Here is a 15,070-nt window from a genome sequence, read left to right as displayed (position 1 = left end):
GTACCCTACATTTTTATTTCACTACTGTTAAGGGGTCTTCCGAGCGTCATTGCGAGAAGCCGCTGAAAGCGGCGACGCGGCAATCCAAGATACGCGAAGCGTTACTCTAAAAAAACAACTTCGCTGTTTACCTAGATCGCCACGGCATCTAAAGATGCCTTGCTATGACGATTATAGAAAAATGTAGGGTACTATGCCCCCCTACCCCTAGTTGCTTGTTTCACTCCTTTTTCTACAATGATATCTTTTATTGCTACACCTAGATTAACAACACTTTTGGCAAGTTCTCCAGTAGCTATCGCATTGTTTAAAGTACCTTTAGCTATAGTACCAACCGCATGACATGCAGATTTTATCACATTCCCTACTGCATTTAAAATTGGATTATTTTTAACTGCATTAGTTGACCCTTCAAATATTTTTTCAACTTTCTTGAATTGCTCTTTGGCGAAATCTTTTAAGCGACCGGTAAGAGTTAATGAATCATTCAAGCTGTCTAGGGGTTTTTTATGATCTACACTATCAGCAAATGTCCTCAGTTTTTCAAATGAACTCATAAATTTCTTAAAAACCTCTCCAGCTTTTTCAAATTCTAATTTCTCTACCCCAGAAAGAGCCTTACTAGTAGTACCAGCAAAAATCCCACGGGCTTGTTCAAGATTCTTTTGTACATCCTCTAGTTGTTTCAAAGCTAGAAAAGTGTTAGGCATTTCTCCTATATGACTCTTTAGCTCTTCTGCAGACAAACCTTCTTGGGCTTCTTTTGGTTTTTGAGTTACAGCTTCCTTATAAGACGGTAGAGAATCCACTTTTGGATTATTATCGTCACTTTTACTCATAATATCCTCTATTTTAATTATACTATTCACCTAGAAGCTATCATAAAAGTAACTGCACCGCAACCACTAAAAATCTAAATCAGCATAACAAGGTGGTGGAGTGAAACCTGGTATTTGGTCATATAATAAGGAGCGGAAGCTAGGTCTAGATTTTATGATTGCATACCAATGACGAATAGACAGCCATTTGTCCCAACTAATTTCGCCAAAATAATCTAGAACCGATATATGACAGGCAGCAGCTATATCTGCACAACTTAAGGAATTTGAGGCAATAAAGCTACGTAGCTCCAATAAACTGGACATATAGTTTAAATGGTGTGATAAATTAGTCTTTGCTGCTCTAAGAAAATCGGTCCTAGGGCCACCTAATTGGCAGAAGGACCTTACTATTTTTTCATCGATAATAATTTTTGTTACTTCACGGTAAAATTTTTCGTTAAACCAACTGAGCAACCTACGAATTTCACATTTAATATCAATATCTTCATCGATAAAATTAAAATTTGGATATTTTTCATGTAAATACTCAGTGATGGGATAAATTCCTGCTATAATTAGAGTGGACGCCTCTTGTAAGACAGGTGTCGTCCCCGCCTGATTTAAAGATAAAAATTCCTTATCTCGAAGCCAATAATCCTCCTTAACCATAGTAAACTGCACATCTAGCTCTTTTAAATACACCCGAACTTGACGTGATAATGGACAAATAGGATAATGGTATAATTTTCTCATATCCCTTATTTAAACATTAAATCTAAAATGCACCACATCTCCATCCTGCATTTTATACTCCTTGCCCTCTAAACGCATTTTACCCATTTCTTTGGCTTTCACTTCACCATTAAAATTTATATAATCCTCATAACTAATAACCTCAGCCCGGATAAAACCTTTCTCAAAATCAGTATGAATAATACCGGCTGCTTGAGGAGCTAGCGTACCATTACGAAAAGTCCAGCCATGTGTTTCTTTGGGACCAACAGTAAAAAAGCTTCTTAGGTCTAATAAGTTATACATTTCTTTGATAATTTTACTTAGACCCGTTTCCACAAGACCCATACTATTTAAGAATTCAGATTTCTCTTCGTCACTTTCTAAAATTGCAATATCCGCTTCAATTTTTGATGAAATAATAACATGTTTTGCACCTTCTTCCTTAGCTTTTTTGGCTACAAGTTCCGTAAATTTATTACCAGTAACCGCATCTTCTTCCAGTACATTGCAAGCATACAAAACCGGCTTAGAAGTTAATAATTGTAATTGTTCCAAAGCCTCTTTACTATAAGTCCCAATCATGCTACGGACTGGTTTACCTATTGCGAGAGTTGCTTGAATCTCTTTTAATAATTCTACTTGCTCTTTTAAAGCTTTATCGCCTGTTTTCAAACGTTTCTCAGAATTTGTTAAGCGTTTTTCTACCGATTCAAGATCTGCTAAAATTAATTCTGTTTCTATTATCTCAGCATCATATATTGGATCGATCTTATTATGCACATGAGTAATATCTATATCTTCAAAACAACGTAGTACGTGCAAAATAGCATCGACTTCTCGTATGTGAGATAAGAATTTATTACCCAGCCCCTCCCCTTTACTAGCACCTTTTACCAAACCTGCAATATCTACAACTTCTATATAAGTAGGAATAATTTTAATAGAATTAGCAATAGCTGCCAACTCATTTAGCCTATCATCCGGTACTGATACTATAGCAGAATTTGGTTCTATAGTGCAGAAAGGATAATTAGCCGCTTCTGCTGCAATACTAGAAGTTAAAGCATTAAATAAAGTTGATTTTCCTACATTTGGTAAACCAACAATACCACATCTTAGTGTCATAAATCTTTCCTTAAATAATATGCTTCCGAATCTTTATCATAGCCACTTCTTACAAACTCTAATTTAAAACCTAATTTTTCATAAAATGGTTTGGCCTGCCAATCAGCAGTATTTAAAGTCATAAATTTACAATTACGCTCTCGTGCTAGATTTTCTGCCTTGGACATTAGAAAAGTACCATAATTCTGACCTCGAAAATCTTTAGAAACCCATAACGTATCAACGTGTAAACAACCATACATAAGTACACCTTTTACACCAGCAACAAAGTTTTTATTATTATCAAAACACGAGAAGGAAAAAGATTGGACGGCATCAAGACCCTTCTTGTTTTTAGCAAGTTCATCTAACCCATCCTGCATTATCTTTGAATATTGTGCATCCATATCATCTGCATAGACACAAGTTAATTGTTGTTTCATATTTAAACGATGCTCCTTTTAAACTCTTCCATTTCACCTAAAAGCAATAAACGGAAATTATTAATTATTACCTCAATGGAATTAACAATAATTTTATACTCTTCTTTAGAAAAAGCAGATAAGACGTAATCAGATACATCACCATTAGCTACTGGTCTTCCTACCCCGATTCTGATACGGTGATAATCATTTCCTACACACTGATCCAATGATTTTAAACCATTATGCCCACCACTACCACCAGCCAATTTATATTTTATTCTACCAGTTTCTAAATCTATATCATCATGTAAAACAAAAATATTTGGTGGTTTGATATTATAGTAAGAACATATTGCTTGTACTGCCTTTCCAGAAAGGTTCATATAAGTTAGAGGCTTTGCTAATAGTAACTTATGTCCGTCTATTACCCCTTGAGTCAGTTCAGCCTGAAATTTGGATTTTGTATTCCAAGAAATTTTATAATATTCTGATAAATAATCAATAGCTATGAAGCCAACATTATGGCGAGTATTTTGATACCCTTTGCCTATATTGCCCAAACCTACAACAAGTATATATCCTTTGTCTTCAGATTTAAGCATATTCTAATATCATTAGAGAGCGATTTGTATACTCGATGAAAATCAAGAATTGTGTTGTCATTATCCAATATCTGCGGTGTTCACATACTATATGTACGCCTAGCACCTCGACCCACAACTGTTGAAAGTTAAAAAATCGTCTATTAGCGAAGCAGTGTTGTAAGGCTTAAACCGTCTATTAGCGAGCGAACGTACGTGAGCGTGGCAATCCATGAAACTTGTCATATGGATGCTTCGTCGACCTACGGTCTCCTCGCTAATAGACGATTTTAACTTTCAACAGTTGTGGGTGATATCCAAGACATAGTACCCTTATAGCTTCAAAAACAACTACTTTGCCGGCTTCACTTCCTCAGTTGCAGCTTCTTCATCTTCTGACTTACTACCCTTACGACCAATTATAGTAGCCATAATAAAATCATTTTTACTAGCTAGCTGGACTCCTTCAGGGAGTTTAATGCTTTTTGCTTTTAAAGACTGACCGATATGCATGTTGGTAACATCAATATTAATATTTTTAGGTATATTATTGACATCACATAAAAGAGTTATAGTTCTTTTTATTATATTGAAGAATCCACCTCTTTTAACTCCCAAAGCTCTTTCTTTACCCTCATAGACTACCGGCACTTCCATTCTTTGGGTTTTTTCCTCTAAATGGACAAAGTCAACATGCCTAACTATGTCAGTGATAGGATGCAATTCTACAGCCTTTGGTAACACTTTATGCGTTTTACTACCCACTTTAATTTGAATAACTGTAGAGATAAAACCGGGTTTTCTATAATGCTTAGTTATCTCTTTTTCTTCGATAGAAACGGCTAAGGCTTCTTTACCTGCTCCATAAACTATGGCTGGAACCCTACCTTTCCTACGTAGTTCTCTTGCGACTCCCGTACCAAATTTCTCCCGCATTTCTGCTGCAAGTTCTAATAGTTCACTCATCTTTTTCTCCTAAGAGCTTTTAAAGCATAGATGATAGTACTAAATGTTAAAAAATTCAAGTATTAATTTGACAAGCAGCTTTAAAGCTGCTTACATTAATGCCACAGGGTAATTTCAAAATTGTAATCAATGCTAAAAAAATATCATTGCCCAACTAAAAGCGGGTATGATATCTTTTTTGCTTACCCTACTATTTACTAGAGTTAATAAGGAGGTATTTACATGTCGAAAGATAAAGATCAACAAATAGAAAGCGTGTTATCACAGGAAAAAGGTAAATTACTGGATACAATAAATTCTGTAGAGAATCTTTTAAAGGCTAATAAACAATTAGAAAATAGTAGACATCTACAACAGAAAGTGAAAGATTTAAAGAAAGAATACCCTTCTTTACCTTGGTTTAAAAGGTTTGTACATACTGTTACACAAGTAAAATATCTGTTTATAAAAAATGATGAGGAAATTGCTGAAGAAAAGAGAAGAATCAACAGAGATGTACTCAAAGATGTTGACAATACATTAAGAGATGTAGGTAAAAAAAACTTATCTTTACAGCAAATTATAGATACAGAGTTACAAGCAGGATTTGATAAGATCCTAACCAAAGAACTATCAGAGAAACAACTAGAACGGGTAAAAGGATTAAGAGAATCCTTAGTAAATTTAGGTATATCTCATGAAAAATTTAGCCAAATTGTACCACAAGTTTATAATGCTGATGAAGCAAAGGCACTACACCAAGAAAGAATAAGACTGTTACACGTACAACAAGACCTAGTTAAGTTGGTAAAGGCTAATGATAATATTAAAGAACTTCTTTCAATAAAGAAAGAATTAGCAGAATTGCGGGAAGAATTACCATCAACATGGCTAGACGGCCTTAAAAAAATTACTGCAAAGATCAAGCATGTTTTCGTAAATACTCCAGAACAAATTTTAGAAAAAAACATACCTCATAATAATAAAATATTAAAAAGGGTTGATGAGGGATTAGAGATCACTGGTAAAAACATAAAAGATTCAACAGTAGCTAGAACAAATAAGTTACTGGAAAAACTAAAAGAGCTTGAAGGTAGAGATATACTAAACCTCAGGTCAAACAAAGTAGAAGCTTTAAGAAATGAGCTTGAAACCACTTTTATATCTGCAGTTACTGCTTCACAGCCATTGTCTATAAGCCAAGATTTGGCTCAATCTCAAACCATGTCATCATCAATGCCTGCTAAACGCCCAGCACCACCTCCCCCACTTATGCGTACTACGTCGATGCCGAACCCAACTATTCATCAAGCAGCGGAAAACACTATAACAAGATCTCTTTCATCCCCTATCCATACATCATTGCAGGATTCACAAAATATTCAGCATGGAGAGGAAACTAAACCGAAAGCACATATAGCTGGTAAAGGCAAAGCGCCATCTCCTCCACCGTTGCAGAATCAAGAGGTGCAGCAAGCAGCAGGATTTGCTATACCTCCAGCTCCTCCGTTACCGGGTCAAAATACACTACTGCGTCCAGCACCACCGCCTCCTACACATTCTGTGCCGTTGCAGAACCAAGATGTTCAACAAGCAGTGGGAAATGCTATGGCAGTACCACCTCCTCCACCACCGCCTGTAGAACCTACGGCAGGTCAAGCTCAGAAGGCAGCAGCAGTAGTAACGCCGAAAGGACAAGGGGAAGAGAGGGGAGACTTATTTGCAGAAATTAGGACGGGGATACAACTTAAAAAGGTAGCACCCACAACAGCTCATCCAGTGTCTCCACCGCCTTCGCCATCAGGTTCTGATCATGACAAAGCAACAGTAAGAGAGCAAGGGGAAGGAAAGACAAACTTCTTAACTGAAATGGTACTGAAGGCAAAGCTTAGGGAAGAAAAGCTATCTGAATCAGGGAGAAATAAAGCACTAGAAGAACTAGAGAGAAAACTAGAGGAAAAACCAAAAACACCACCTACTAGCCCTTCTGGCTCAATAGCAGATGCCCTTAAACAGGCTATAACAGAGAGATTTAAGGCATTTCATGATGATGAAGATGATGAACCTGAACATGCTGATCTTGTGAAACTTATTACAGAGAATAAGATCGATGTAGCTACTCGTAAGAAGCTTGAGAAACAGGCTGGTGTTGAAAATGTTGGTGAGTTAGTTAAATTTATTCAGGAAGAGTTTAATGAGTTTGATGATTATTATGATGAAAAGAAAGAAGAAATACAAAAAAACGTCATCCAGCAGCTAGAGAAGATTAAGGAAAATCTTGATAGAGGAGAAAAGTTACCGTCTACCCCTGTTGCTAACGTTGATACGACAAAAGGACAATTCCCACCAAAGTTACAGTCAGCAGCAAAAGCTATTGGAGAAAATCTCCCCATGACTCCAAAAGATGGATACAAAACCCTTCCTCCTACTCCATCCCCCAAACTAGTTAGTATCAAAAAAGAGCATAGTTCTAGGGAAGTATAGTAATTTATGCGAATTTGGGATAACATCTAGGCTACCTCATGTCTTGTATACTACTCCCGCGAATTTGGGATAAGAATTAGTTAATTCTTATCCCAAATTCGGTGAAATTATAGATTGCTTCGTCGACCTACGGTCTCCTCGCAATGACGTATATGTCTATTAGCGAGCGAACGTACGTGAGCGTGGCAATCCATTTTGCTAAAAACATGATTTTAACTTTAGAAAGGTTTAAAATGCATTCGCGTTAGCTGCTTTAAGAATGCATCTTTCCTTATATTAAAGCCAATTCAGGATAAGAATTAGTTAATTCTTATCCTGAATTCTTATGTTATTGTTACTGATTATGACACATATAACAACTATTGATTATAATTTTAAATTATTTTTTTAATTTATGATTAAATTGTTGTTGATTATTTAAATATTTGGTATATAGTTGATCTAGGATAAAAAAATAGCTTTATGAAAACTACCTTACCTGATCGCTCACTAGTGATTAAAGAAAAGCTAGATAATATTGTTAAAGAAATCCTATATGTAGGCAAATCAAAAATAGCAATGATTATCTTATTTGGCTCTTATGCTAGAGGAGATTGGGTAGAGGATATAGAGAAGGTAGGGGATATTAGTTATTATAAGTATCAAAGTGATTTTGATCTTTTGTTGATTTTAAAGAACGGAGAATATGCCGGCTATCCAGCTATAAACCTACAACATAAGATAGAGAATAGGCTAGGTAAAAAATTCTCATTAGATGAAAAACCACCAATTACTCTGATACTTGAACCTATTAAACTGGTAAATAGGCAACTGGAAAAGGGGCAGTATTTCTTTAGTGATATCAAGAAAGAGGGAATTCTTTTATATAATAGTGGTGAATTTATACTATCTGAAGCTAAGGAACTATCATGGCAGGAACGTAGACCAATAGCTGAGAAAGATTACAAATATTGGTTTAAAAAAGCTAAGGACTTTCTATTGCTTGCTCATTTGTGTTTGGATATAGAACAATTGAATAATGCAGCCTTTATGCTTCACCAAGCTACCGAGAGCTTTTATAATGCTATCCTGTTAGTTTTTACTGGTTACAAGGCTAAGTCACATGATATACTAGGACTTGGCGATAGGGCTAGAAGTCATCATTACGATCTCTATAAGATATTTCCACATGAGACTCCTGAGCAAGAAGAGTGCTTTACGTTATTGCGAAATGCTTATGTTGATGCAAGATATGATCAAGATTATACAATTAGTAAAGAACAATTACTTTACCTTATTAACCGGGTAGAGGAATTAAAGATAGTGACTGAAAAGATATGTCTAGAAAGGATTAATAAAATAGAAGTATACTCAAATGATTTGAAGAATTGGAGCGTAAAATAAGGGGTGAGCCGACTAGGCGTAGTAAACCGTTGTTCGTACGCGAATTCCCCGCAAGTATTTGCAAAAGCCAATTCTTCAAAGCAGAAGAGTATACTGCTCGTAAATGAAGAGTTGGGTAGACAATAGTATAACTTCAAGAAGAGCTAGGCAGTAGCAAAGTCGAGCGGCGTAGCGTACATGAGTAACGGAGCAGCTTCGATCTTTAGACATGACGACGCCAATTCTTGAAGTTCACCGAGTATATAATCAAAAATTAAATTCTAATATGCGTATACCATCAATATTTAAGAAAATATTACTAATTATTCGCCAAAGTAGTCGTATAATTGTTAAATTAGTAATTATAGATCAACTAGTAAAATGGTATTTTATAAATTATCTAAGAGGTAAAGTTGGTCTAACACTAGAAGTAACCAGCTTTTTAGATATGGTTTATATTTGGAATTATGGAATTAGTTTTGGGATACTTCGAAATTATTATCAGTATAGTAATATACTTTTTATAGTTGTTAACTCTGCCCTTATAGCATATTTGTGGTATATCTTATTAAAATGTAAGACAATGCCAAGCTTTGTTGGTTGTAGTTTTTTCATTGGTGGTGCTATTGGTAATTTGATCGACCGTTTTGTTCATGGGGCGGTATTTGATTTTATTTATTTTCACTATAAAGATTTTGGTTTTCCGGTATTTAATCTAGCAGATAGTTTCATTTCATTAGGTGCAATATTCTTATTACATGATTATTATAAGACCAAGAAAATTGTTGAACAACAACAAGATGTTGAATATAATCACGCTCGATTGCAAACTGAAGCGGATAGGATTCGTGAGCTTGATTCTAAGAAAAATATAAATTTATAAAGAGGATTGATATGTACTCAAATGATTTGAAGCATGGGGGAAACAAACAAGGGATAAGCGAACGCAAACAGTACAATAAGGTACGTGAGTACGCGAATACCCAGCAAGTATTTGCAAAAACCAATTCTTTAAAGCAGAAGAGTATGCGTATAATTTTTTTGTTATTTACTACCTTAGTAACACTGTCTGCCTGCAATAAAAAAGTAAAAGAAACAATAGGTATAGTGACACCTGGTCCTAATGAGTATAGGGTACAACGCAATAAAACCTTAGAAGTTCCCCCTCACTATGAATTGCCTTCTATCGAAAAAAAAGATACAAAGAGCCACAAAATTCATTCTCCAAAAAATCTCAATGATGGAGAGCAAGCTTTAATAGAGGACATGGAAAATTAATGCTATTATTTTAATATTATATAATTTTTTTACTTAGTGGACAAAAATTTTGGTATATACTCGATTAAAATTAACAATTGCCGGGGTCTAAAACAAGGTGGGTGATAATAATAAAAGTGTTGTGTTAAATTTTGGTCCACAACATCCAGCTACCCATGGGGTATTAAGATTAATTTTAGAAATGGATGGTGAGGTTATCAATAAAGCAGACCCGCATATTGGACTGCTGCATCGTGGTACTGAAAAATTAATTGAGCATAAAACATACCTACAAGCTATACCATATTTTGATCGGTTAGATTACGTATCGCCAATGTGCCAAGAACACGCTTTTGCCTTAGCAGTTGAAGGATTGCTTGGCTGCAACGTGCCAAGACGAGCAGGGTTTATTCGAGTGATGTTTTCTGAGCTTACTCGTATCCTTAACCACATAATGAATATAACAACACAAGCCCTAGATGTTGGTGCTACTACCCCCCTATTATGGTTATTTGAGGAACGCGAAAAAATTATGGAATTTTATGAGCGTGTCTCCGGCTCTAGAATGCATGCAAATTATTTTAGACCTGGTGGGGTTGCACAGGACTTACCGAATGGTATACTAGAAGATATAAATATTTTTGTTCAGCAATTCTCAAAAAAACTAGAAGACGTCGAGACTCTGTTAAATGACAATAGAATTTGGAAACAACGCTTAGTAGATATCGGAGTAGTAAGTCAAAAAGAAGCTATGGATTGGGGGTTTTCTGGTCCAATGCTTAGAGGCTCAGGCATCGCATGGGATCTTAGAAAGGCTACTCCGTATGATGTATATGATGAGCTAGATTTTGATATACCAATTGGCAAATCTGGTGATTGTTATGATAGGTATTTGGTTCGTATTGAAGAAATGTACCAATCGCTTAAAATTATACAGCAATGTCTTGAAAAAATGCCAAAGGGTGCTATTAAAACCGATGATCCTAGAATTGCACCACCCTCAAGAGAAAAAATGAAAGAATCAATGGAAGCCATGATTAATCATTTTAAACTTTACACTGAAGGATATGATGTGCCAAAAGGCGAAATATATAAATTTGTTGAAGCACCAAAAGGCGAGTTTGGTGTGTATTTATACTCTGATGGAACAAACAGACCTTATAGATGCCGGATTAAAGCCCCTGGGTTTGCCCATCTCCAAGGTCTAGATTTCATGTCAAAAGGACATTTGATGGCAGATGTGGTAACTATTATTGCCAGTCTTGATATTGTTTTTGGAGAAATTGATCGATGAATGATGAACCACTAAATTTCAGTTTTAATGATGAGAACTTAAAAAAAGCCCAAAATATCATTAAGAAATATCCTGAAAACAAACAAAAGAGTACTATTCTGCCATTACTTGACCTTGCACAACGCCAAATGAATGGTTGGTTACCAAGAAGCTGCATAGAGTATGTAGCAAATTTTCTAAATTTACCTTTCATCCGAGCATATGAAGTTGCAACATTTTATACCATGTTTAATCTAAAGCCAGTAGGACGATATCATATACAAATTTGTGGGACTACTCCTTGTTGGCTAAGGGGTAGCGATAAAATTGTAACTATTTGTAAAAAAAAACTTGGTATTAACTTTGGTGAACTAACAAGTGATAAAAAATTTAGCCTTACAGAAGTTGAATGTTTGGGAGCTTGTGTCAATGCACCAGTTGTACAAATTAATGATGATTTCTTTGAGGACTTAGATGAAAAAAAAATGGCTGATTTAATTGATAACCTCACCTGACTTCTGCTGGTAATTTATTCGTGCTACCTCTGCTCCTCACATACATTTGAGTACGCTGTGGGTCAAGATTCCGTGGCTTCTTTAGATTCCTCAGCATAAGCAAGTTTGCCAAAGATATCTAGTGTTGTAGATATTGATGATTTGGTTAATTGCTATACTCTTCTGCTTTGAAGAATTGTTTTTTGAAAATATCATGGATTCGCATGCTCATGTACTAATATGTATATCTAGCATACTCACCATTCATTAGACCTTATATCTTAAGAATGTGTTATAAGTAATTAAAGAGGGTGACTTGAATAGACCTTGACTAAAATAGTCGCTAAGAGAATAAGTACCCTCTTTTTGGTAGTTTACCTTGAACAAATTGCAGAAGGTGGTCTTAAAAAGAGCAGCCTTGCACAATAAGAAGAAGGAGATTATATCATGAATAAAATAATAGGTCTAGACGTAAGTAAAAACTGGCTTGATATATGTGTATATAATACAAGAGATAAACCTAAATATCATCGTTTTGCCAATGATGCAGCTGGTCATGAAGAGATGATTAAATTAGCAAAAGAGCAAGAGATTAAGCTAATAATATGTGAACCTACTGGAGGATACGAAGCTGAGATTTGTCAAAAGCTGGATAATAATAACCAACAAATACATAAGGTCAATACATATAGTTTTAATTCTTTTAGTAAATCGGTGAATTTGTGTAAAACTGATAGGAAGGATGCATTTAAATTAGCATATTATGCGGATAAGATGCAGCTTTCAGCGAATTATATATATCAAGTTGAATCAGAGACTTTGAAGAGATGTCAACAAAGACGAGAAGATTTAGTATTAATGCTTAGCAATGAAAAGAAAAGACTACATCATAGCATTGATGGTATTGATAAAGAGAGTATAGAAAAGCTCATTAAATTTTTACAGAATGAAATAGCTGAGCTTGATAAAAAGTTAAACAAAACAATAGATGAGTCAGAAGAGTTAAAAGAGAAGGTAAAAATATTAGAGACTGTACCTGGTATTGGTAAATGTTTAGCTACAAAACTAATTAGTTTTGTACCTGAATTAGGGGATAAAAATTATAGTAGCAATGAATTGTCATCAATTGTTGGTATAGCTCCATATGCTCGTGATAGTGGTAATAAGCAAGGACGAAGATTTATTCGAGGAGGCAGGAAAATACCTAGAGATGCTTTATACATGGCAGTATTAGCTGGTAAGAATGGTTTCCAATATTTAAAAATTTTATATGATAGGCTTGTTAATAATTTTAAACCTAAGAAAGTTGCGATAGTTGCTTGTATGCGTAAGTTACTTGAAGTGTGCCATAAACTTATTCAACAAAAACGTGTTTTTGTTATTAAATAATATTTATCTATTTTTATAAAATTTAGATAAAAGATAATATCGAAAATTGAAATAATAAATTCTTGAACAATATCACTACTGGTTTAAACTTTCACTCTTTAAAGATAATTATTTATTACAATAGAAATTAAATTATTGACATCTAAACTACTTAGCATAGCATAAGAAATATGATATATAATTAAAGAGGTGTATTTATGCTACGCAAGGTGATTCTGAAGGAACTAATGAAATTGGATGTTTTAGGTACATTACAGCAACTAGTAGAATCAGCCAAATTACATCTTAAACAGGGCGATAAGAATAGCTGTATGACTGAGCTTGATAAACTAGAAGAGTATCTAGAAAATTTTCAAGATATTAGTATGATGCAATCAATGTTTGAAAAACATGCAATAGAACAAGGGCTAGAAAATGATGATATCCTAGAGATTGATAAACATAAACGAGATTTATAGCGGTAGATATATCTATAATAATAATCTCAATTCTTATATCGAATTCAAGGGCAAATATACTCGAAGATTTGAAGAATAGGGACAATAAACAATGGGTGAGCAACCAATTATAGATAAACTACGTGAATACGCAAATTCCTCGCAAGTATTTACGAAGCCAATTCTTTAAATCATTCGATCCACATAACAACAATATTAGTATTTTATTTTAATAATTTACTAACATGTCATGCACTTTTGACAGCCAATATCTCTTTTCCCCCTTCTAATTTGTTTATAGAACCGTGATATTGTTACAACCAAGACTTATTATTTCAATTTTCTGCATTATTTTTTCTTGCTATTAATTAACCAAATCTTCAATATCTATTAGTATTAATAAATATATTAAGGTGAATAAATGATACCAATTGCAATAATTAACGCAGTGGTGTAAAATGGGTTTTTACCTGATAAAGGTACTCAAATGGCTAGGTTAATATTACCGCAAGGTTTTCATGGTCATGATTTTATAAAAATGATGAAACATGAGCCGCATGGTCGAAATCGTATACGTTTATTGGCGATGTATTACCTTCAATTAGGCAAATCTTTTAAAGCCATATCTGAAATAGTGAAGTCACACTGGAAAACTGTGCAATCATGGCTCAGAAGATTTAGGAATCATGGTTTTGAAGGATTATTTGAATCACAAAGAAGCGGTGCCCCTAGGAAGATTAACACTATACAAGAGTCTGCTCTTTTTGATAAAATCAATACGCTCAGTGAAAGTAAAACTGGTGGGTATATAACTGGAAAGGAGCTACATATCATGTTACTTGAGGAATATGGTGCTAAATGTACTTTAAAAACAGTCTACAATACTATGCACCGCCTTGGTTTTAGCTGGATTACTTCTCGTTCAATGCATCCAAAGTCAAATCAAGAGACTCAAAATACATATAAAAAAACTTCCCAGACATGCTAACAGAATTATTACCAAAAAATATCGATAGATGTAAAGTTGATATATGGTCTCAGGATGAAACTCGAGTTGGGCAACAAGGTAGCTTAACTCGTATATGGGCTAAGCGTGGCACTAGACCCCGTAAAGTTCGGCAACAGCAATTCATTTCAACATATATTTATGGAGCTGCTTGCCATGATACAGGAGAAGCTTTTGCATTAATTTTACCATATGCAAATACACAGGCAATGAATAAATTCTTAGAAGACCTTTCTCGCAGTATTCAAGGCAACCGACATATAGCTTTACTAACGGATAATGCAGGTTGGCACACAGCCAAAAAACTAACTGTGCCAAGCAATATCACTTTGATACCGCTTCCGCCCTATGCACCGGAACTTAATGCAATGGAACAAGTTTGGGCATGGATCAAAAATCATTTCTTGTCTAACCAATGTTATGGTGTATATGAAGATATCGTCACTATGGCTTGTTACGCTTGGAATCAATTTGCTCATAATGTAGATTTAGTAAAATCAATTATGTATAGAGACTGGATAAATACACCGTGTTAATTATTGCAATTGGTATAATACTGAGGTTACTTGGATAATTTAATGCAAACTCAACTTGACTCGTCCAGTATTTAATCTATCTCTGAATGCATAATACTTTTATATTTAAACTCTAGTTTATTATCACTATTATCAAAGGAAAAAATATGCCAGACAAAGCAACAAAATCAATAATTTTAGTTCGTGTTTCAACAAGGGAGCAAAAACAATTGCTACGTCAA

At 34.7% G+C, this 15,070-nt stretch carries 16 protein-coding genes; 10 read left to right on the top strand and 6 right to left on the bottom strand.

Annotated elements, in window-relative coordinates; all coding sequences use genetic code 11:
• Positions 1-191: 191 nt before the first annotated feature.
• The 6 genes from AAHM80_RS06845 to AAHM80_RS06820 all read right to left on the bottom strand — a co-directional run bounded on the left by AAHM80_RS06845 (position 192) and on the right by AAHM80_RS06820 (position 4,632).
• Complete coding sequence (locus tag AAHM80_RS06845) at positions 192-839, bottom strand: hypothetical protein (RefSeq protein ID WP_342259697.1); 648 nt, start codon at positions 837-839, stop codon at positions 192-194.
• A 66-nt stretch (positions 840-905) separates the two neighbouring features.
• Complete coding sequence (locus AAHM80_RS06840) at positions 906-1,574, bottom strand: glutathione S-transferase family protein (protein ID WP_342259696.1); 669 nt, start codon at positions 1,572-1,574, stop codon at positions 906-908.
• Between the two features lie 9 nt (positions 1,575-1,583).
• Entirely contained in the window at positions 1,584-2,681 is a 1,098-nt protein-coding gene (ychF, locus tag AAHM80_RS06835; protein ID WP_342259695.1) for a redox-regulated ATPase YchF, read from the bottom strand.
• Positions 2,678-3,103, bottom strand: coding sequence for a GNAT family N-acetyltransferase (locus AAHM80_RS06830; RefSeq protein WP_342259694.1), 426 nt, complete (start codon positions 3,101-3,103; stop codon positions 2,678-2,680). Before AAHM80_RS06830 ends, ychF begins: the two co-directional genes overlap by 4 nt.
• 2 nt (positions 3,104-3,105) lie before the next feature.
• A complete protein-coding gene (pth, locus tag AAHM80_RS06825; protein ID WP_342259693.1) occupies positions 3,106-3,687 on the bottom strand; it encodes an aminoacyl-tRNA hydrolase in 582 nt (193 codons plus the stop codon).
• A gap of 330 nt (positions 3,688-4,017) precedes the next feature.
• Positions 4,018-4,632 (bottom strand): 50S ribosomal protein L25/general stress protein Ctc, encoded by a 615-nt coding sequence (locus AAHM80_RS06820; protein WP_342259692.1) that lies wholly within the window; start codon positions 4,630-4,632, stop codon positions 4,018-4,020.
• Between the two features lie 222 nt (positions 4,633-4,854).
• Here AAHM80_RS06820 and AAHM80_RS06815 point away from each other — a divergent pair, with 222 nt between their 5' ends.
• From AAHM80_RS06815 to AAHM80_RS06770, 10 genes are all read left to right on the top strand, one after another.
• Positions 4,855-7,095, top strand: coding sequence for a WH2 domain-containing protein (locus AAHM80_RS06815; RefSeq protein ID WP_342259691.1), 2,241 nt, complete (start codon positions 4,855-4,857; stop codon positions 7,093-7,095).
• Positions 7,096-7,557: 462 nt separating this feature from the next.
• Entirely contained in the window at positions 7,558-8,478 is a 921-nt protein-coding gene (locus AAHM80_RS06810; RefSeq protein WP_342259690.1) for a HEPN domain-containing protein, read from the top strand.
• Positions 8,479-8,749: 271 nt separating this feature from the next.
• Entirely contained in the window at positions 8,750-9,340 is a 591-nt protein-coding gene (lspA, locus tag AAHM80_RS06805) for a signal peptidase II (protein ID WP_342260460.1), read from the top strand.
• An 11-nt stretch (positions 9,341-9,351) separates the two neighbouring features.
• Positions 9,352-9,735 (top strand): hypothetical protein, encoded by a 384-nt coding sequence (locus AAHM80_RS06800; RefSeq protein ID WP_410521491.1) that lies wholly within the window; start codon positions 9,352-9,354, stop codon positions 9,733-9,735.
• Positions 9,736-9,832: 97 nt separating this feature from the next.
• Positions 9,833-11,008: an NADH dehydrogenase (quinone) subunit D gene (nuoD, locus tag AAHM80_RS06795; protein ID WP_342259689.1), complete on the top strand. Its 1,176-nt coding sequence runs from the start codon at positions 9,833-9,835 to the stop codon at positions 11,006-11,008.
• On the top strand, positions 11,005-11,502 hold the full coding sequence (gene nuoE, locus AAHM80_RS06790; protein ID WP_342259688.1) for an NADH-quinone oxidoreductase subunit NuoE: 498 nt from the start codon (positions 11,005-11,007) through the stop codon (positions 11,500-11,502). The genes nuoD and nuoE overlap by 4 nt, the downstream gene beginning before the upstream one ends.
• A gap of 426 nt (positions 11,503-11,928) precedes the next feature.
• Positions 11,929-12,870, top strand: coding sequence for an IS110 family transposase (locus AAHM80_RS06785; protein ID WP_342259457.1), 942 nt, complete (start codon positions 11,929-11,931; stop codon positions 12,868-12,870).
• A 197-nt stretch (positions 12,871-13,067) separates the two neighbouring features.
• On the top strand, positions 13,068-13,328 hold the full coding sequence (locus AAHM80_RS06780) for a hypothetical protein (RefSeq protein WP_341755734.1): 261 nt from the start codon (positions 13,068-13,070) through the stop codon (positions 13,326-13,328).
• Positions 13,329-13,794: 466 nt separating this feature from the next.
• Positions 13,795-14,295 carry a helix-turn-helix domain-containing protein gene (locus AAHM80_RS06775; protein WP_342259385.1) on the top strand — a complete coding sequence of 167 codons (501 nt, stop codon included), beginning with the start codon at positions 13,795-13,797 and terminating at the stop codon, positions 14,293-14,295.
• Positions 14,289-14,849: an IS630 family transposase gene (locus tag AAHM80_RS06770; RefSeq protein WP_342259405.1), complete on the top strand. Its 561-nt coding sequence runs from the start codon at positions 14,289-14,291 to the stop codon at positions 14,847-14,849. Before AAHM80_RS06775 ends, AAHM80_RS06770 begins: the two co-directional genes overlap by 7 nt.
• Positions 14,850-15,070: the final 221 nt, after the last annotated feature.

The sequence above is a fragment of the Candidatus Tisiphia endosymbiont of Metellina segmentata genome, assembly GCF_964030715.1.
Classification (GTDB): Bacteria; Pseudomonadota; Alphaproteobacteria; order Rickettsiales; family Rickettsiaceae; genus Tisiphia.
Note: the sequence above shows the minus strand (reverse complement) of the source record. Positions and strands in the feature narration are given on the sequence as shown.